This is a genomic window from Pirellulaceae bacterium, assembly GCA_029243025.1.
Taxonomy (GTDB): domain Bacteria; phylum Planctomycetota; class Planctomycetia; order Pirellulales; family Pirellulaceae.
The window spans coordinates 1-20,105 of sequence record JAQWSU010000018.1 but is presented as its reverse complement, the minus strand read 5'-3'; the positions used below and the strand labels follow the sequence as shown (position 1 = coordinate 20,105).

The following is a 20,105-nucleotide window of genomic DNA, read 5'->3' as shown; positions in this document are numbered from 1 at the left end:
TCGCATGAAAGGGCGAAGATTGCGATTTGGCCCGGAGGCGATTCCGAGCTGAAATCGATTGAAGATGCGGCTGAGAGACGACCGTGAACTCCCTCCTTCAGTGGGAGAGGGGTTGCGGACTCTTGGTTTGCCAGCCGGTTGTTGCGCAAATGACCGGTCAATCTGGCTGGATTTGGCGGCGAGCCGGTGTCGTCGCCAGGCTGTTTCGAATCGCTGGAATCCGATTCAAGTGCACCGTTCGCGGGGCATTCGATCACAGCCAACTTCCGTCATCGACTTCACCAATCAAATTGAGTCGTACTTTACTCGCCTCATCGGCCATGTCGTTGTTGGGCCTGGATTCGTCTTCAAAAAGTCGATCGACAGTTTGGTGGTCCAGACGAGTGCGATGACCCATTTGTGCTGTGAGTCGGCTAGGTTGGGGGCTTTCTTGCTTTGAATCAATTGTTCGAATCGTCGTCGGCAAGACATCGGTCACGGAAAGTCGTTGGAGGGATTTATCAACAGCGGCAGCGGCGATCGCCTGTTCACCGTTGGAATAATTTCCATAGTTGAAGACCCAGACCAAGTCGGAGGTTGTGAAGTCGCCATCCCCGTCCCAATCGCCTTCGGGAAAGTCCGAGTTACCTGGAATTGCGTCTTCGTATTCACCCGCCTGGAAGACAAGCAACAGGTCACTCGAATCGAAGATTCCATCTCCATTTGAGTCACCGGGATCCGCTTCGCTTCTACCGGGTGTTCCATTGATTGTTGAGCTCGGACGCCAGCTGGAGGCAATACCCCAGGAAGCGAGTTCGGTGTTGGTAGCATCAACAATTTGTAGGGTGCGTCCTTCGCCATCGGTGGAAGGATACCAGCTATCGTCGTAGCTGAACTGTTGCAGATGGACGCCGTTCGCTTCGATGGTGAGTATTTCGGCGTTGTTGCTAAGGCCACCAGACCACTCTCCAGCGAGGTTAGCGCCATAGCGGAACTGGTAGGCTTCTGCATCTTCCGCGACGACAACCGACTGGCCTGGTCCGAGGCTTGAAATCGCTCCCTTAGCGAAGTCGAAGCTTACTCCTTCTTCCGAATCTCCGACGCGAAGTAGCTTGACGGCTGCCAGTGGGATTGTTTGATCTCCGATGTTCGTGAGTTCGATGAATTCAAAATCATCGCTATTGTCATGTCCAGCAGCAATTTCTTGGGCACTTGGATCAGCCGGGTTGTAGTTGATTTCACTGACCCGTAGCGATTGAGTTACCGGATCACCGGCGGTGCTGTTGACAGCAATGGATTGCATACCAATTAGATTGCCACTGAAATCGATCGCTTCGATTTGGATGTTGTTTTCCCCGTAGCTCAGTGGCAGCTGGATGCGCCAACCGTCGGCGGTGGGCCAGAATGCGTCCAAGTTTTGCTCGCTTCCGACAAGTCGTAGCTGGCGGATGTTGACCCAGCCTTTTCCTTCCAGCGTCAGGATGTCGTCTTCCGTCGTGAAATCTTGACCATTGTTAGTGCTGATTGAGAAATCGACTTCCGCGATGTCGTTTTTCAGATCACGCATCGCCCGTTCACTTCGCGATCGAGTTGAGGAGGTGATGCCACTGAAGTTTTCATCTCCTCCGTGAGTCGCGTTGTTGAACATCGCACCATAGTGGAGTGCCCAACGAGAGACATAATCTGCGGTAAAGGAGGTCGTGATGAAGTCGTGCATGTGCCCCCAGAAAAGTCGTAGGTTGTGGGGGATGTCTCGGATTTCGTCGAGTCGAGATGTGGATTCGCTGCGAGTTTTAATCGGCTCTGAAAAATTGCAGAGATCGCAATCCCAGAATAGGGGGATCATGCGGTCGTCCGAGGGGCGGGCGTACATTCGTAAATTTTTCGGGCGTCGGAAGCCATACGTATCCCAGTTCCCGAAGTATGCTTGATTTGCATAGTGTCGCATCCAGAGGTCAACGTCCATGACCTCATTTGTTCTTTCGAAGAGTTCCATTTCGTCTTCAACATGAATCGCCTGAGCCATTCGTCGAATCGAATCAAAGTCATCTTTGGCACGATTGCTTTTGATCAGGAGGTGGGCCCGGTAGAATTCGGGATCGCCGCCTTGACGTTGCGTCATGCTGCGATTGCCACCAATATCGCGGCCTGTGTTGACTTCGGTGTTTGTCTTTAAACCCTCGACTCCGCCACGAGGGGAGGTTGGAACGGTCACGTCATCAAGTTCGTATTTTGTTCCGTCACTACCATCTTCGAACTGTTCGTTCAAATAGACGTTTTCATAACGTGCCATTTGAAGAATGACTTCGTGATTGTGGGCCCGGTTGGGACTGACGATGAAGGCAGCGTCATCGTAGGCACTAGCTTTTGAGTCGCCCGCACGGTTTAACATTTGCTTCATGACGATCTCGGCCATGCCGTTCAGGTCGAAGCGGACTGAATCGTGAACGCCGTAGAACAAGTTGTCAGGATTGAATACGATTTTGTAACCACTATTCGGCCGAATCCAGCGACTGCCTGTCTGTCGGGTTTTAATGTCGTAGAAGACATCGTTATTGTGCACGAGTGTAATGCCGCGTACCTGATTACTCATGCGATTGGTAGTGTCAAACAACAGGTCGTATTGGTCGTCTCTCATCACGATTCGAAATCGGTCGATCGGAGACTTAGGCGTGATGTTGTCTTCGACTTGGTAGAGTGCATGCGAGTCGGCTCCCGTCGCCGGGAAGGTTGAAATAACTCCCGCACCGTCTCGGCCTTCCACGTAGAATTGGACGACGGTCCCACTTTCGTGAGGGGGAATCACGGCCTCATACATGCCGGAGTTAGACTGCACCATGCTGGCTGTATTCCAGCTTTTTTTGTCTTCTCGCCACCAAAGTTTCATTTCTGTGACGCCGTCTGGATCTGCCGCGCGGACGCGGACAGTGACTTCTTCTTTGTCCGTCGGCGTGGTGGGGGTGTGGCGGAATTCACGGTAGGTGGGGCCCGTGTTAGCGACTTGGGTGCTGTTCTCAGCGCCGGGAGTTCCGGGGCGATCTGGAATGTCGAGTTGCAGTGTGTTCCCGAGTCGGCTGAACCACAAACGGCTGTTGATTTGACTATTGCCCGTAATCCACTTGGCCCTGAATGCCAATTCGTATTCGGCGCCGTCATCGATTTTCGTGTTGTCGATGAAGGTGGTTTCCGCATGGTCGTGAACGTGTGCTTGTGCACCAGTCGCCACGACATGCAGTACCTTGTTGCCCTCATCATCAACGACGGTTCCGGAATGGTTACCGATTAATCGCCATTTTTCCGGTGAGTCACCGATTGAATCCCCTTCAAAACTGCCGTTTTGAATTAGCTGGATTGCCTGGCCATCTGGATCTTCGGTGACTTGGATGTCATCGATTAAGAATTCACCCTTGCTGAGTAAGCCAAAGACGAATTCATTAAAGAGTGCGCGCCCATAGATGTCGCTTTGCGAGATACCACGGTAGCTGTGCGTCACCCATTCCACCTCAGCGGAATCATCACTTTCGGCCCAAACTTCACCCATGCTGTTATCGGCATTTGGATCAGTCAATTCTAGACTGACGGCTCCACCGTCGGGGCGACTCGGCCAGCGACTACCACCCTCGTAATAATGAACATCGTCGGCGGGATTCTTGTTGCCATCTACCAATAAGATTCGGTCGTCGTGATCGCTCAATAAGCCTGAAAAGTCTCCGATGGTGCGAATGTCGGGGTATTGCTGGGAGAGGTATTCGGCATCTTTGGCGATGACTAAGTATTCACCTGGCGCCATTTGCGTTTCCGCGGGGAAGTTGTAACTGATGCCCCCCTCGATCTTCCAGTCGGATAGATCGACAGCCGCGGTACCCTTGTTATATAGCTCGATCCATTCACCTTCGGGGATTTCGCGGAATGGACGACCAGGAATGATTTCCGAGGTCTTTGTGCCGCGAACTAAATTTGCACCAAAGACGATGTCGCTGTCGCTCGTGTTGCGAATGTGTACCTCGGCTGACAAGATGTTTTTGCCGACCTTGAGGAAGTCCGAGGAGACACTTATGGGGCCGAGCAATTCGGCATTACGGGTGGAAGAAGGTGCGAACGTGTCGGCGTCGATATCGGCGGGAAGGTTAAAACGCAGAATCTCGTTGCCATTCAGGTAAATGACCGCTCCATCGTCCACCATATGGCTCAATTCGAGCAACTCGATGGAGCTGAGTTGCTCATTGGATAGCTCGAAATCGGTTTGGAAGTAATAGGTGGCAAAGGAGGGGTTGTTCGCGCTGGGACGCGGGAATTCCGTGTTGATCGGATAAGCCAGTCTTGATGTTTCTGCTCCCAACGGAGCCGCACCTTGAGCCCAACCGTTGGGGCCGACCGTGTATTCTTGCTGAGCCCAATTTGCATTCAATCGAATTCCCGTTGCGTTGTAACGCCATTCATCCGTCATGCTGACGATGTCTTCGCGATCGTACTGAGCGGGGATGTCGGAAATTCCCAACTCAGGATGCGGGTGGTACATGATTTCGTTGATGACGATGTCATCCTGGAATTCAAATCTGTTTTCGGAACCCGGCGTTACGATTGAGGGGTAGAGCCAATCTCCATCGTGTTGTACGGAACGCCCTCGCAGACGTCCTGTCACTCGGCGACTGTCAGAAATCGCTTCACCGTCTGCGGAAAAAATTGTTAATCGTTGGGTGTCGGCTGGACGGAAACTCAATTGTGCTTCGTTAATGGCCAACAAGGCGCCTGGTGCGAGTGTCTGATTTTCTAAAACGTATTCGCCACCATCTGTTGATTTGATGGATAAACCGGCTAAATCCACATCCGCCGAGCCTACATTGATTAGCTCAACAAAGAATGCTTCAGCATCATGGGCGGCAACTTCATTGAAGGCGATGGTTGGTTTTGCCTTGGGGAAAATCTCGTTGTCGCCGGTGATCAGAAAGTCGAGTAGAAGATCGTTGCCGCTTACCGAGCTATTCATACCCTGGATCGCCAGGATGTTCTGCCCGTCTGACTTCAGTAAATTCGCGTGTTCGCTGATGTCAAAGTCAACATACGAAACAGCGAGTCGATCGCTGTGAGACGAGGTTGCTTCCGAATTCCAAGCCAACGTGTCTGTATCGCCATCACGGCCGGGAGCATGGTCGCTCGCAATCTCAACGCCATTGAGATAGGCAACAAAGCCGTCGTCGTACCGAGCTCGTAAACGTAATTTGTCGAATGCGACCTCGCCTTGGACCTCAAACGGAATTCGGACATAAACACTGGGGTTGATGTCTTCCATCGGGATTGCGGCTTGACCGTTCGGGGGATCATCCAAGTCGAGATTCAAGAGAGGGTCATAAGTTGGGGTGCGGGCTGAGTCAAAGCCAACGCCCAGATTGCCGCTAGTCCACCCTGAGTCGTCAAAATCGTTGGCAATCCAACGATCACCCAGATCTCCATTTGCTGGCACGAACGCTTTGGCTGTCGAACCTTCCGCCAAAAGTTCTGTGGAGCGAAAAGTGCCCGGTTTCACAAAGTTGTCCAGACCCGGCGTGCCCCCGACTTCCAAACTGAACGTCCAATTTTCAACTACGTCGCTGGCGCCGAACTGATCGCCCTTTGACAAGCTTCCTCCAGCCCCATCGGCCGCGGAAGGCCATGGCTCAGAATCACCGTAGTCAACAACGTTCATCAAGCGTTCATCGTTGTTATACAGTCGTAGTTCTTCACCTGAGTTACTCAATTGACCCGACCAAGGACCATGGGCACCCGTGATACCGTTCGCTGCAAGCGCCGTGGGATCTGCCGCAATCAGGAGCGTACTCCGTCCGGGGACAATCGTTTCATCGGGAAATGTATAATCGACACCCCCTGTTAAAACCCATTCCGAAATGTCCATATCCAACGACAGCTGATTGTAGAGTTCGATCCACTCGGCTTGGCCGTCATTTTCGCCAACCGGATTAAACATGATCTCGTTGAAGACGACGGTACTGTCGAGCACGATGCGGGCTTCGAGGTTTTCCACTTGGCTAAACGACTTACGAATACGACGAGTTGACGGCGATTTACGTTTGCGTGATATCATCTAGAGAGCCCAATTTGTGTTAACAGATTGATTCAATGCGAGCTGCGACCAGGCACATCGATTTGAAAAATGTCGCCATGGATTCATGGAATTGCCGTACGCGATGATCAAGACTCGGATCATCATTTCGCCTGCGGAGCGTGAAGACGCGGGGTCAATGCTAACCTCTTCCCTATCCATGATCCAATTGTTTCGCAAAAAATTCATCAATTTGTGATGAGCCACAAACTCATCACTTATTGACAGGTTTCTCGTTTTTCCGAAATAAGTCCAGCAAATTCAGTGGACGTTCCGTATTACCTCTTGGTGAACCGGCAGAGCTCGAGAGTTTGTCGAGCAAAAATGCTCATTTATCTTGGCGCAGCGGCGCGCTTTGAAGCTCGGATTTGCCGGTGTGGGGTTAGTTGAAAGGGCTCAATTTTTTGCCGCTTTTCTCTCGATGACTCCCATCACCAACGCGCGAAGTTTTGGTTCAGCCGCGTTTGCGTGACCGATGATCTCTTCGACGACCGCCGGTTTCAGGGAATCGGGAAAGCAGAGGTCGGTGACGATCGAGAAGCCGACCACCCGCAAACCGCAGTGGGCGGCGACAATGACTTCGGGGACGGTCGACATACCCACCACGTCAGCCCCGATAGTTCGCAGGAAGCGGTATTCGGCACGGGTTTCCAAGTTAGGGCCGGCCACGGCGACGAACACCCCCCGATGCAATGTCATGTCTTGTTGACGGGCGATTCCCAGAGCCGTTTCGATCAGTTCCTGGTCATAGGGCTCGCACATGTCAGGAAAGCGAGGTCCGAGTCGATCGTCGTTGATCCCGATCAATGGGTTGTCACCCATCAGGTTAATGTGATCATCGATGACCATCAGGTCGCCGCATTGATAGTAGGGATTCATGCCTCCGCACGCGTTCGAGACGATTAGCATTTCGGTGCCAAGCGCCTTCATGATTCGAACAGGAAGCGTGATTTGTTTGAGGGTATATCCTTCGTACATATGCAGCCGACCTTCCATCGCCATCACGGGAAGGCCACACAGATTGCCACAGACAAGGCGGCCAGCGTGGCTAATCGCAGTTGAGCGAGGAAAATGTGGCAGCTCTTCGTAGTCGAATGTCGCCTCAACATCGATTTGTTCAACCAGGCTGCCCAGTCCCGTGCCTAGGATGATGCCGACCTCTGGAGTTTGGTTCCATTTCGAGCGGATCGCGGCCACCGTTTCTTCGATTTGACCGTAGAGTTCGAGCATTTCAATGAATTCCTTTCGGGGGACACGTTCTGCCATGCAAGGTAGCCTGTTCGTCAGTCATTCACAAGCGGCCACTGGATCAGGCTTTGTGCGCCCTCGGTTGTCTGTCTCGTTGGAGGAGCCCCTGATGCGTGCAGTCATAATTGGCGGCAGAAGTTATCGATGGCGGCTACGGCCATTCGCCAGTTTTGTTCCTCGGTTCGTCCGGACGATTTGCGGGGTTTGAAACTGTGGTCACCATCTTCAAGCCATTCCACTCGCACTGATTTCGCGAGTGGATAGTCAGATACTTCCGACTCCCGACCAAATGGATCTCGTGTACCCTGCAAGATCAGAGTAGGAGTTTGCTGCTCTTGTAGGTGATCAATTCGCAACCGGTCAGGTTTGCCGGGTGGATGAAAAGGATAGCCGAGACAAATCACGCCTTGAATGCGGTTGTCGTCGGCGACCATGCTGGCGATTCGACCGCCCAGTGATTTTCCACCGATGACGAGCGAGCTTGGTTCCAATCGGTGGATGATATCCTGCCAGGTTTGTTCCAAGATCGGAGCTCGATTGGGTGGACTGCGTTTACCGCTCGTGCGACGCCTTGCCATATACGGAAACTCGAAGCGGACAACGCGGTAGCCGTGCTTTGCAAGCTGCTCCGCAAAGAACTGCATGAATGGGCTATCCATTGCCGCGCCCGCACCGTGAGCGAGGACAAGCGTCAATTCGGCTTGTGGAGGGCCATCGATCAAGAGGTTTGTGTCAGACATCATTACTCGGTGTTCGGAGGGATTGATCATTCTCGGCCTAGCCCGTCTTGGACATGATTCAACATTTGGTACATTCAGGCGTCATGTAGTGCGTTACCTATTAGCCCTCTTTGTGAAAGCGATTTGAGCCATGGCGAATCCCGTCGCAACTTTCGAAACCAGTTTGGGATCTTTCAAAGTGGAGATCTATCAGGATAAGATGCCGAAAACGGCACAGAATTTTATCGATCTTGCGGAATCTGGATTTTACAACGGCTTACACTTTCACCGTGTAATCAATGGATTCATGATCCAGTTTGGTTGTCCACACAGCAAAGATCCCAACAGCGGCCGAGCCGGAACGGGGGGCCCCCCCCATGGAACCATTGAGGATGAGCACCCGGCCGACGCCAAGCTGTCGAATGAACCAGGGACGCTCTCGATGGCCAACACAGGACAGCCAAATAGTGGTGGCTCGCAGTTCTTCATCAACACGGTGCACAACGATTATCTGGACTGGTTCACAGCCGGTGCGTCAAAACATCCTGTGTTCGGAAAGATCACGGAAGGCATGGATATTGTCACTCAAATCGAGAACACGCCTTGTGGTCCCAATGATCGTCCAGCCACTCCCATTCAAGTCATCAGCATCACGATTTCCTGAATCTCGTTCGCTGGAGAGGAAAATGGTCAGCGATCAAGCTTCGATCCTATTTTCGTTTCCTTGAAAGATGGATGTCGAGCAGGGAAACTTGATCAACAACCAAGGTGAAAAAGGACGGCTCGTGTTGGCCGTCCTTTCGTTGTCGAGTTCGGTTCGCCCTGTCGTTGCCCAATGGTTGCAACGAGCTCTTGGCGGACGCGATTTTATTTTCTAGAGCTGGTTTGCCGGCACGACTTGGCCTCGCTTTTCGTCCCAGCCCATCATCTGACCGGTTCGCCAAGAGTCATTGGCCATGCAAACGGCAGCGACGCCCGCCAACCCCAGCGGTGCGGGACAGTTCAATGCTTCTCCATTACGCAAATGGTTGTGCAGATTGGTGTGATGAAGGTGAATATCTTCGCCACCCGTCTTTTTGTGTTCGGCCAACACTTTATCGTCTTTGTCTTTGGCAACCCAGCCATTCGGTGTGAAATACATGGTGCCGCGATACCCACGAATCACATGGTCAATTCCGACTCGGTTGCTCATCGTGCCAAGCACATAGACCGTCATGCCGCGAGGATACTCGCAAATCATTTCGAAGTTGTCTGGCAAGTCGCGTCCATCTGACCATTGCCAGATTCCCCCCATGCCGACAACTCGGCGAGGGTAAATCAGATCACAGGCCTTCATGATGCGAGTGATACGATGAATGAATAGGTCAGTGGCAATTCCACCCGAATACTGCGAATAGTTGCGCCATTCGAAATAGTGGTGCGGATTCCAGTCAGTTTGCGGAGCATGGCCAAGCCATGATTTCCAATCGAGGTCGCCTGGTTTCGGGCTATCGTCTTTGAGTCCCGGCTGTCGCCATGGCCCTTGTTCGCCGTAACGTCGCACGTATTCGATCTGAGCCTGCACGACTTGGCCAAGCACCCCATCACGAATTGCCTCTCCGGCCGATTCATAACTGTCGTCCGACATTGCTTGCACCCCGACCTGCAGGGGCATTTTTGTTTCTTCCTGTTTCTTGATGACCTGTTGAGCCTCTGGGATCGTGTGCGTCATCGGTTTTTCACAATAGACCGCTTTGCCCGCATCCATCGCCGCAATGGTCATGTCGCTATGCCAATGTTCAGGAGTCGCGATCGTGACGTAGTCGATGTCTTTGATGTCCAGTACCTTGCGATAGTCTTGTGAGGACTGAGTGGCCCCCACCGTTTTGGCCCCTTTTTCGGCTCGAGTCTTCCAGCAATCGGCGACGGCGATGGGTTCCAGATTGTTTTGATCCTTCAGTTTGGCGATTGCATTCAGGTGATTTGATCCCATGCCGCCGGCACCAATAAAGCCAATTCGTATTCGATCGTTGGCTCCAAGGATGTTGCCGTAGCTCTTAGCGGTCCACTTTGTGGCCGCCGCGGCTGCTCCGGTGGCACTGGCCGCTGCCATGAATGTTCGGCGAGAAAAACCTGACTTTTCGCTCATCTTGAAGCTCCTGTTGGAGTCGGTTGGTGATTTGTCTATGCCTTATGTTACGCAACTAAGCCCGTAAACTTCAAGCGAGCGGTCGTTCTTGCCCGAAAGACGCCTAACTTTCCGCGGTGATGGAGGAGATAGGGGGTCGGGTAAACGGTCGTCGACAGTTGTTGCCGGTTGGCGTTTTGGCTGTCTAACCTCGTTGACATTCTGATGGGATTTTGCTCTTCTCAGCTTCCGCCACTTTTCCCAACCTTTGTGTAGGTCCTCATGGCATTTCTTGTTGTTAAATTCATTTTCTTGGCCGCAGTTATCGTGGTGGCCGGTCTTTTTCTGACCAAATACGCCGATGCGATTGCGGAGGTGACTGGACTCGGTCGCACGCTGGCTGGATTGATTCTGCTGGCTGCTGCAACCAGCTTGCCCGAATTGGCCGTGGATTGTGCCGCGGTGATTAAGACTCCTCCCGCCCCAGATCTTGCCGTGGGAGCTTTGGTGGGAAGTTCACTTTTTAATCTACTCATTTTGGCGATTATGGATCTCTGTCATCGGCGGAAAGAGCCAATTCTTTCACCTGCATCCGCTGAGCACGCGCTGTCTGCGATCACGACCATCATCTTAACTGCGATCGTGGTTGTCTTCACGGTGCTGAAAGGATTTCCACTTGCTTGGATGGGGCTTAGCCTGGGCCCAAGCCTGATTTTTCTGGCCTACATTTTTTGCCTTCGTTTGATCTATATGGATCAAAAGCTGGCCCCCGGCGAGACGCCCGAGGAAAATGGAGCGTCGTCCTACGGGACCACGCAGGCGGTGACGGGATATTTGATCTCGACCGCGGTGATTTTCGTGGCGGCCGGATATCTGGCACCGACGGCCGATCAAATTGCGACCGACACAGGTTTGGGTGGGACTTTTGTAGGAAGCACCTTTGTCGCACTCACTACCTCGCTGCCCGAAGTTGTGACAACGGCGATGGCGGTCCGCATGGGCGCCTTTAACTTGGCGGTGGGTAACGTCCTGGGTAGCAATGCATTTAATATGGCCATTCTCTTTCCGGTGGATCTTGTCTACCGCGGCTCCCTCCTCGAAGATGTCGCCAATACACATGCCATTACCGGCGGTGCGGTTATTGTTATTACCGGCGTTCTCTGTTTGAGCTTTTTCTGTCGTTCCAAACCGCGGTACTGGTTTATTGAGCCAGATGCCAGGTTGGTCATACTGCTGGCGGTATCTGCGATTGTTGCACTTTACTTCCTCAGTCCGGCTGCTGGTCTTGTTCCGGTTGAGGAAGTCATTCACGACGCCGTTCAATCTCCTGCAGCGACGGAATGAGACGTAACGTCGATGGTTGAAGCAAGTCAGGAAAAACGCCGTGCAGTCGTCCTGGTGATCGATCGGCTCGGGGCGGGATATTTGGGCCCTTTCGGCAACACCTGGATCGACACGCCTGGCTTCAATCAACTGGCATCCCAGTCGCTCCTGGTCGACCAAGCTTGGGTCGATTCGCCGCAGTTGAATTCGCTCTATCGCACTCTCTGGCAAGGTGGGCATGCGGCTCTTGAGCCGTCTCAAGGTGACCGTTGTCTCGCGGAAATAATTCGAGCAGCGGGCCATCCGTCATGCCTGATTAGCGACGAACCCGAGGTGGCTGCACATCCTTTGCACTCGGGGTTCGACCAGGTCGAAGTTGTGGTCACCGCTGATGGGGTGAAAACCGAAATCGAAGACACCAACGTGGCCCGTTTGTTTTCCTTTGCGGAGCAAGCGATTGAGAGTCAAGAACATGATCTGATTTGGATTCACAGTCAGGGAATGCAGGGTTGTTGGGACGCACCGCTTGAGCTTCGCGATTACTACGTTGAGGAAGACGATCCCGAGCCGCCTCGTGGTGATGCTCGTCCCAATCAGCAACTTCCTGTCGATTTCGATCGTGATGAATTACAGGCTTGGATTTGGGCTTATGCGGGGCAGGTCGCAATGATCGACGCCTGCTTGTCGATGTTGCTAGAGACACTCGACCGCGCGAATTCTCCGACTTTGTTCGTGCTAATGGGCGCTCGCGGCTATCCGCTGGGAGAACACGGTATTATCGGTGAGGCAGATCTCAGCTTGCACTCCGAACTCCTGCATGTACCTCTTTTAATGCGAGTGCCAGGCCAAGCCACCCATTCGGTTCGCTGTCAACAATTCGTTCAACCCGACATGTTAAATGAAACGTTGAATGAATGGTTTCGAGTGGATGGCAACTGGTCGCACAGTCTCTTGCGTTTGCTCGAATCGCCTAGCTTACCCTGGCCTCAACAGGCGATTGCTCAGGCGAATCAGCAATGGATGCTTCATACGCCCACTTGGCTCGCTAGACTCGATGAGACTGGCTCGGAAACGAACTGCCAGTTGTATCTCAAACCCGATGATTATTGGGATTTCAACGATGTGTCGGATCGATGTCCCGATGTCGTGGCAGAATTTAAAGAGCTTTTACGGAAAGTCAGAGCCGTCTCGAACGACGCGAATTGGCAACGGCTTGAGCCGTTGCACGAGCTGCTGTTAACCGCTCTGAACTGAGCGGCCGTTTGACCCGTCCGTTCGGCGACTCGTCCGCATCAATCAAGCTTCTGAGCTGGAAGCGGTGTGGCAGGATTGCGTATCAATGCGAATTTCTCTTGATGCGAGGCGCTGTTTGTCGGTTGCTAGAAACATCAGTCAAGGGACTTTTGTTATCTTTCTAGCGATCGTTGCTGAAGGCCATTACTTGCTAAATCTCTGCGTTCCTTGCGTCAAGTGACGTTCGCCGGTTGCTGTCATAGCACCGCTATCTGTCAACAAGGGATCGTCGATCGGTTGGCGTGCACATCGGGCTGGCACTCAGACGGCTGTGCTGTTTATAATCCGTCGCCAATTTCTCGAGAACGACATTTTTCTGCTACGCGTGCTCAATCGATGATTGAGTCCAGAAGGCTCCCGGACATGGAGGTCCGATGGCGGTGTTTGCGCTAAGCTGTGCCAGGATCTGGCAAAAGCTGTTGCTACCGATAGTGATCGTAGGCTGCTGCGCCCATGGTGTCTTAGCGGACACTGATTTGAGACTTCACATTGCTTGGGGAGGTGGAGTCGAGCGACAGTGGGGCGGGCGTGTGATGTTGGTGGATGGCGGCACAATGCGTGATCTGAGTCTGTTAGGAATGGATGCGGATGAGCCAGGAACGATAACGCAGCGTGGGCAACAGCTTCTCATTTCACAACGTCGAAACCGTAATTATGACGGGCTTGAAATCACGGTCACTGCTCCACTCACCTCCAAGTTGCGAGTGGAATTGTTGGCGGCGGGCGAGCGGACGGCTCGCGTCGTCGAGATTCCGTTGGAGGAATTGGTCTCGGGTTACCGCAGTGAGTCATTGGATTCCGACAAGAATCGCCTCGTGATTCGACGTTCGCCGGGTGACTTCATACGGCTTCGTTTTCAGAGGGATCATTTGGTTTTTAGACCGAATGAAGCCTTTATGTTAGACGTTGTACCGCATGAATTGCGAGTTTCTCCGGGATCGAACGTCCGCTGTGTTATGCGACTTTATTCGGCTCGCAGTCGCGAGATGATATGGGAACAAGTTCAGACTCTTCGGTCAGATGCCCTTGGTAGATTGGCTGCTTGGGAGCGTTGTTTGGCTAAGATTCCAGAGGTTGAAGGTGTTTATGATCTAAGGATTGCCTTGTCCAATCGTCGGCTAAGTTCCCCCTTGTCGGGCGACAAACCAATTGCAAAGAGGCAGCTTCAACTTGTTGTGGTTGCGAGTGGCACACCAGCGAGGACCGAAGAAGAGCCGCGCCGCTTAATCTTGGATCTGGACCCGACACAAAAGAATTGGTGGGAGCGATTGACACGGCTTCCCCAATGGACGCTGCTGCCCGGCCTGCGATCGGAAGGGCCCTTGGGGAATGTGAAGGCCAGCCGTATCACCCGAGACGGTCGGACCTGGACTTCCCTGCCGGAATCGAGTTGGCAGGCCTATCCACTACCCATTGATGAGGTGGGTGCTGAGCACGAGCTTGAAATTGATTTTCCCGGCAATCACTCGCAGAGTTTTGTGGTGAGTATCATCGAGCCTAATCCGGCGGGGAAGGTGATTCCTGTCGGACTTGATTCTGGCGTACACATATCCCAAGAGGACGTATCCGGCGTTGCCGTCAAACCCAAGTTAGTCAATCAGCATCGCTTGACATTCTGGCCGAAGACCAAGTCGCCCATGGTCTTAGTCACGAATCTTCGAGATGATCGTTCGGCGATTTTCGGTCATTTGCGAGTGCATCGCCGCGCGAGCGCCGCGGTCGATCAACGACCTGTTCAGGATGGACGTTACGCATTTGCTTATTTCGAGCGTCCACTCTTCCCGGAGTGTTTTGGGGCGACCGAGGGGCTTGATCCGGAGACCGGTCGCAGTTTGGAGGACTGGAAAACGTTTTTTGATGGTGGCCAACGGATGGTGCGCCACGTCAAGCGATCAGGTTACAACGGTTTGGTGATGACCTGTGTGAGTGAAGGCAGTGCGCTTTATCCCAGTCGTTTGCTTCAGCCGACGCCGAAGCATGATCGGGGTGCGTTTTTTGCCAGTGGACAGGATGCGGTCCGCAAAGATGTCTTGGAGATGTTGTTCCGAATCTGCGATCGCGAAGGCATTCAGTTGGTGCCTGCGGTCGAATTTGCGACACCTTTACCCGAGCTCGAAGAATTGCGTTGGCATGCACAGGATGAAAAGCTGGGTCTCGATTTAGTCGATGAAAACGGGATGTCGTGGATTGAAACGCATGGCAGTAAACGTGGAAAGGCGCCGTACTACAATCCGTTGGATGAAGAAGTGCAGCAAGCGATGCTTGCTGTGATCAAAGAGATTGCCGCACGTTACAGCAATCACCCTTCATTTGGTGGAGTCAGTATTACGATGACGCCTGATGGTTACACACAGTTTCCCGACGCCAACTGGGGATTGGATTCCAACACCTTGGGGGATTTTCAAAGCCAGACGCTTGGAGAAAGCCTCGGCAATTCGTCAATTCGGAAGATCGTCGACGACGCCGGGATTCGTGAAAAATGGTTGGCGTATCGGGCGGGTCGACTCACGAAATTTTACCAGCAAATGTCGACGGAATTGCAACGCTATCGGCCACGAGCACGACTCTATTTGGCCGCTGGCCGACTGGTGGAATCCAAGCCCGTGCAACGTGCTTTTCGACCCGCGTTGCCTCGTCAGGCGAGCGTTGAGCGTGCCATGACGGAATTGGGCCTGGATGCTCGTGCCTTGACGGCGTCTCCATCGATCGTTTTGCTCCGGCCTGAATTGTTCGCCTGGAATTCGCCCGAATCCCAGGTTGGCGCCGATATCGAGTTCAATCAATCCGAAGAGGTCGACGAGTACTTCAAGACTTCGGTGCCGGGGACGCATTTTTTGCATGATCCGTACCGCGCAAGGCTTCCTTCCTTTGACGAGGTGAGTCCGTTTGGGAAGCGAAACACCCTGGTTTCCCTCGTCGCGCAAATCTCGCCCGTAGGAGATGCAAATCGTCAGCGTTTCATTCGTTCACTCGCGACTCGGGATACGCGAGTTATTTTTGAAGGTGGTTGGATGCTTCCACTCGGTCAGGAGGAGTCGGTAAATCGATTCCTTTCGGTGTTTCAGCATCTACCTGACGAGCCGTTTGAGGACGTGGTTTTAGAGTCGCAACAAATTCAGCCGTTACGTGTGAGGCGACTTGTGAAGAATAGTGAAACCTATTTTTACGTGATCAATGAGTCACCTTGGCAAATTGGAGCTACCTTAAGTTTTCGTTCTCGCAGGACGGTGCAGTTCGAAGCGTTGGGTCGCGCACGTGTTGAGGCGATCAAGCAGGAAGGTGATCAAATTAATTGGAATCTGATGCTTTCCCCGTTCGATATCGTTGCAGTGAAGGCGGACGCCGTTTTGACCGTTGAAGATGCCGCCGTCACCTTGCCCCCCGACGTGATGCCCGGCCTGAAAAACCGCGTTGAAGATTTGGTGTCGCGTGCGGCTCATTTGCGGGACCCACCTTCTTTGCGATTGTTGAAAAATCCGAGTTTCGAATCGGCCATCACGACGACGGGCGATATCACCGGTTGGTCAACTGCGTCGGCCGCTTTTCATGTTAAAGTCGATGCGTCGAATGCGTTTGATGGGCAGCAGTTGTTGTCCGTTGCGACAGCCCGAAAAACACGCATGATCTTGAGCGATCCAATCGACCCTCCTGAGTCCGGACGTCTTTCTGTCGCCATACGTGCCAAGGTCGCAGACTTGAAGCAACAGCCCCAGATTCGTTTGGTGCTACGCGCCAACGAACAAACTTACTACCCCTGGGCGCCGATCGGTGCCAATCATCCCAATCGGAGTCTCAACGGGGAATGGAAGCAGTTCGTCTTTCGTGTCAGTCACCTGCCGCGGATTGGAGAACAGCTCAAAATCGGTATCGAAGTTAGCGGTAAGGGCGTGGTGATGATCGATGATGTACAGCTCTTCGATATCTTGGCGTTAGACGACCGAGAGGTGAAGGTGTTGGCGAATCTTGTGACCTTTATGGATTATCTGCGCGAAAATGGCATGGTCAGTGATTGCTTGCGTCGACTCGGTGGATACTGGCCGCAATATTTATTGAACAACGTGCCTCTTGACGTGCAAGAACTAGCAGAACGTCCTGTTCGTGAATTGCCCCAGGAAATCCCGGCAGAAACCGGCTCAGAATCGCCGAAAACCTGGGATCGTGTCAAACGATTTGTACCGAGGTGGAATCGTTTCTAAGGTCTGGGATACGAGTTTTTTCGAAATCTGTTACTGCAATAATTCCTGTGACCACGATTCCCTCACTGGAACGGCCTGTCATGTGCTTTCGCTACGGAGCGGCGGTCACGCTCTTCCGACTATCGTTTTGAGCGACTTTGAATTAGAATGAAATTGAATGGGATGGAGGCTCTTCTTGTGTTGTCCTCCCGTCGTCTCAGGTGAACGTACGAAGTGGCTGCGGCCGCTTCACCCGAGCGAAGAAATGGATCGTACTCTCTAATGGTCGACCTGCTATGTCGATAGCCGAAACGCCGCGTGATTCTGACGAATTGCGGATTGTAGAAGATGCCACTTGCACGTTCTGTGGCTGTGTTTGTGATGATATTGATTTGCATGTCAAAGGACATCAAATCGTGAAGGCTCGCCGTGCGTGCGTGCTGGGAAAGGCATGGTTTCTCAATCACGAAATCGAAGATCGGCCTGCCTGTTTAATCGAAGGTAAACCAGCGTCGGTTGCCGATGGGATTGAACGTGCGGCTCAGATTCTTTCATCCGCCCGATATCCGCTGACCTACGGCCTGAGCGATACTACTTCCGAATCGCAACGCGTGGCGGTGAGTATTAGTGATTGGATTGGCGGTTTAGTCGATACGACGACCAGCGTCTGTCACGGCCCCTCCGGCATGGCCTTCCAAGGTGTGGGAGAAGTGACTGCGTCATTGGGCGAGGTTCGGAATCGTGGAGATCTGATTATCTTTTGGGGATCGAATCCGGCTGAGAGTCATCCACGACACTTCACAAAATACAGTTTGATGCCCAAAGGCATGTTCGTGCCCAATGGTCGAAAAGATCGCACCTGTGTGATCGTTGATGTTAGAAAAACCAAATCTGCCAAGGCCGCAGATATTTTTCTGCAAATTAAGCCTCGCTGTGATTTTGAAGCTCTGTGGATCTTGCGGGCTTTGGCAAGCGATATCGAACTGGATGCCGACCAGGTGTTGAAAGATACCGGTTTGGAGTTGGCTGTTTGGCAGGACCTGATGGACCGTATGAAGGCGGCCAAATTCGGCGTGATTTTCTTCGGGATGGGCCTGACGATGACGCGCGGTAAACACGCAAATAGTGAAGCTTTGTTGGCTTTGACTCGCGATATGAATCAGTATACTCGATTTGTCTGTAAGCCAAATCGAGGTCATGGCAATGTGACAGGCGCGGACAATGTCGTCGCTTGGCGCACAGGTTTTCCATTCGGTGTGAATTTGACGAGAGGTTTTCCGCGGTTCAACCCAGGGGAATACACCGCTTCGGATGTCTTGGCGCGTGGCGAGGCCGACGCTGCCATGATCATTGCCAGTGATCCGATGGCGAACTTCAGCCAACCGGCGCGAGATCACCTTAAGTCGATTCCTTATGTCGCGTTTGATCCGAAGGAAACTCCGACCACACGACACGCCACCGTCGCTTTCTCTGTGGCCACATACGGAATTAACGTGCCGGGAACGGTCTATCGGATGGATGACATCCCAATTCCACTGCGGCCAGCCTTTGAATCCCCTTTTCCGAGCGATTTCGAGGTCTTGACCCGCATCGAGAAACGTGTCCGGCAATTGAAGGGACACGACGTGGGGAATTCATGAAGTTCGACAGGGTGACGGCCGCTTGTGGAAGTAGACACAGTGCGAGCCGGTAATTATCGCACGGTAATTATCGCACGGGGGCTTTGCCCAGCAGTCGCCGTAGCAAGCCAATTTGTCCCGCATGCATCATCTCATGGTTCGAGCAAAAAAAGACAGAACCCAGTTTCGTGTCGAAGACCGATGTTGGCGCTGGCAGGCTTTCCTCGAGATCCTTGTCGCTGTAGCCTCTCAGTTCTTCCAAAGCGCGCTCATGAACGCGGTCAAATACCAAGCGGATTTCAACCGGGGCAGGGTATTGAGCTGGATCCGGAGCTGGGATGCGACCCTTTTTGAATTGCTTGAAGAAGTCGCTCGAAATGAATTCTGCGTCTTCCGGTTCTTTGCCGCGAATTCGAATCATTGTCAATGCATATTCAGCCATCGCGAGGTGACCGACTTGCCAAGCAAGATGGGTGACGCCTTCGGTTGGCTGCCGAAACCAGTCGTCCGGTCCGATATCTTCCAGCAGGCTGTGTGTATATTCGCGTGCGAATTCAAGATTCTTGATTGCGATCTCAAGCTTGGGTCGAGCCATTTACAATTCCGAATGTGAAGACCTATGAATGATCAACGATCCAATCGTCGAACGTGGTATAATCGCCTTACCACTCATTACAACCCCTGCGCCGACGAGTCACAAGGGGCCCATCCATTCGTCATCGCAGGGGACAGGAGAACGGGACTTTGGTTCAGCAGCCCCGAATTGCAGAGAACGAGAAAAGGGAACTAGGAAATGAGAAAGCGTTTTGAACGAATCTCGTGTTTCACGTTAGGAGTCTTGCTGGTCATCTTTCTGGTGAATTCCAGTCAGGCTCAAATCTTGATACCGAACGATTCCATCTGGAACTGGTGGCACTCGATCGATGGTGTTGATCCGGCGGAACAAGTGGACGATTTCCACAAGATTTTTCATCGGCCAGATTTTGATGACAGCAAATGGCAGAAAGGCAAGGATCAGACCGGACCGGACGGAGGTTTTGGCTACGGAAATGAAAATTTCGAAGGGGTCGATATTGGCCGACCTAAGGACGCCAAAAACCGTAAAACGGCCTATCTTCGGCTCGATTTCAAAACCGATACAGCCCACGATGATCTGGTGCTGAAATGTCAGGTCGATGATGGGATGATCGTCTATTTGGATGGGAAGGAAATTATTCGGCACAATCTGCCCCAAGGCGAGGAAGCCTATGATCTATTTGCTTCAGAGACGATTCATAGCGAAGCAGAAACGAAAGTAAACAGGTTTTCTGTTCCAGACGTGGTTCCGGCGGGCGAGCATGTTCTCGCTATTTCTGTCCATAATCGGGCCGGCGGAAGTTCTGATTTGCGGATTGCCGAAATTTCGCTTTCGGTAAAGGCCGAAGACGAAGACGAAGACGAAGACGAAGACGAAGATGAAGACGAAGACGAAGATGAAGATGAAGATGAAGATGAAGATGAAGATGAAGATGAAGATGAAGATGAAGATGAAGATTCTCGTTAGGA

General features: G+C 52.6%; 11 protein-coding genes. 6 read left to right on the top strand and 5 right to left on the bottom strand.

Annotated elements, in window-relative coordinates:
• Positions 1–253 precede the first annotated feature (253 nt).
• The 3 genes from P8N76_07720 to P8N76_07710 all read right to left on the bottom strand — a co-directional run bounded on the left by P8N76_07720 (position 254) and on the right by P8N76_07710 (position 8,067).
• Positions 254–6,058, bottom strand: coding sequence for a lamin tail domain-containing protein (locus P8N76_07720; GenBank protein ID MDG2381546.1), 5,805 nt, complete (start codon positions 6,056–6,058; stop codon positions 254–256).
• 414 nt (positions 6,059–6,472) lie between these two features.
• Positions 6,473–7,306, bottom strand: coding sequence for a purine-nucleoside phosphorylase (locus P8N76_07715; protein ID MDG2381545.1), 834 nt, complete (start codon positions 7,304–7,306; stop codon positions 6,473–6,475).
• 137 nt (positions 7,307–7,443) lie between these two features.
• Positions 7,444–8,067 (bottom strand): alpha/beta fold hydrolase, encoded by a 624-nt coding sequence (locus tag P8N76_07710; protein ID MDG2381544.1) that lies wholly within the window; start codon positions 8,065–8,067, stop codon positions 7,444–7,446.
• 127 nt (positions 8,068–8,194) lie between these two features.
• Between P8N76_07710 and P8N76_07705 the strand changes: the two genes are divergently transcribed.
• Positions 8,195–8,707 carry a peptidylprolyl isomerase gene (locus tag P8N76_07705; GenBank protein MDG2381543.1) on the top strand — a complete coding sequence of 171 codons (513 nt, stop codon included), beginning with the start codon at positions 8,195–8,197 and terminating at the stop codon, positions 8,705–8,707.
• A 210-nt stretch (positions 8,708–8,917) separates the two neighbouring features.
• Here the strand turns inward: P8N76_07705 and P8N76_07700 are convergent, their stop codons facing one another.
• A complete protein-coding gene (locus tag P8N76_07700; protein ID MDG2381542.1) occupies positions 8,918–10,171 on the bottom strand; it encodes a Gfo/Idh/MocA family oxidoreductase in 1,254 nt (417 codons plus the stop codon).
• Between the two features lie 261 nt (positions 10,172–10,432).
• Between P8N76_07700 and P8N76_07695 the strand changes: the two genes are divergently transcribed.
• The 4 genes from P8N76_07695 (at position 10,433) to P8N76_07680 (ending at position 18,581) form a co-directional block, all read left to right on the top strand.
• Positions 10,433–11,494, top strand: a complete 1,062-nt coding sequence (locus P8N76_07695) for a hypothetical protein (GenBank protein ID MDG2381541.1) — start codon at positions 10,433–10,435, stop codon at positions 11,492–11,494.
• Positions 11,495–11,506: 12 nt separating this feature from the next.
• Positions 11,507–12,727: a sulfatase-like hydrolase/transferase gene (locus tag P8N76_07690; protein ID MDG2381540.1), complete on the top strand. Its 1,221-nt coding sequence runs from the start codon at positions 11,507–11,509 to the stop codon at positions 12,725–12,727.
• A gap of 413 nt (positions 12,728–13,140) precedes the next feature.
• Positions 13,141–16,962: a family 10 glycosylhydrolase gene (locus P8N76_07685; protein ID MDG2381539.1), complete on the top strand. Its 3,822-nt coding sequence runs from the start codon at positions 13,141–13,143 to the stop codon at positions 16,960–16,962.
• A gap of 275 nt (positions 16,963–17,237) precedes the next feature.
• On the top strand, positions 17,238–18,581 hold the full coding sequence (locus tag P8N76_07680; GenBank protein ID MDG2381538.1) for a formylmethanofuran dehydrogenase subunit B: 1,344 nt from the start codon (positions 17,238–17,240) through the stop codon (positions 18,579–18,581).
• A gap of 67 nt (positions 18,582–18,648) precedes the next feature.
• Here P8N76_07680 and P8N76_07675 read toward each other — a convergent pair whose 3' ends face one another.
• Complete coding sequence (locus P8N76_07675) at positions 18,649–19,155, bottom strand: DinB family protein (protein ID MDG2381537.1); 507 nt, start codon at positions 19,153–19,155, stop codon at positions 18,649–18,651.
• A 198-nt stretch (positions 19,156–19,353) separates the two neighbouring features.
• On the opposite strand from P8N76_07675, the gene P8N76_07670 reads away from it, so the two are divergent.
• The gene (locus P8N76_07670; GenBank protein MDG2381536.1) at positions 19,354–20,103 is read left to right on the top strand and encodes a hypothetical protein; all 750 of its coding nucleotides are present in this window, start codon (positions 19,354–19,356) and stop codon (positions 20,101–20,103) included.
• Positions 20,104–20,105: the final 2 nt, after the last annotated feature.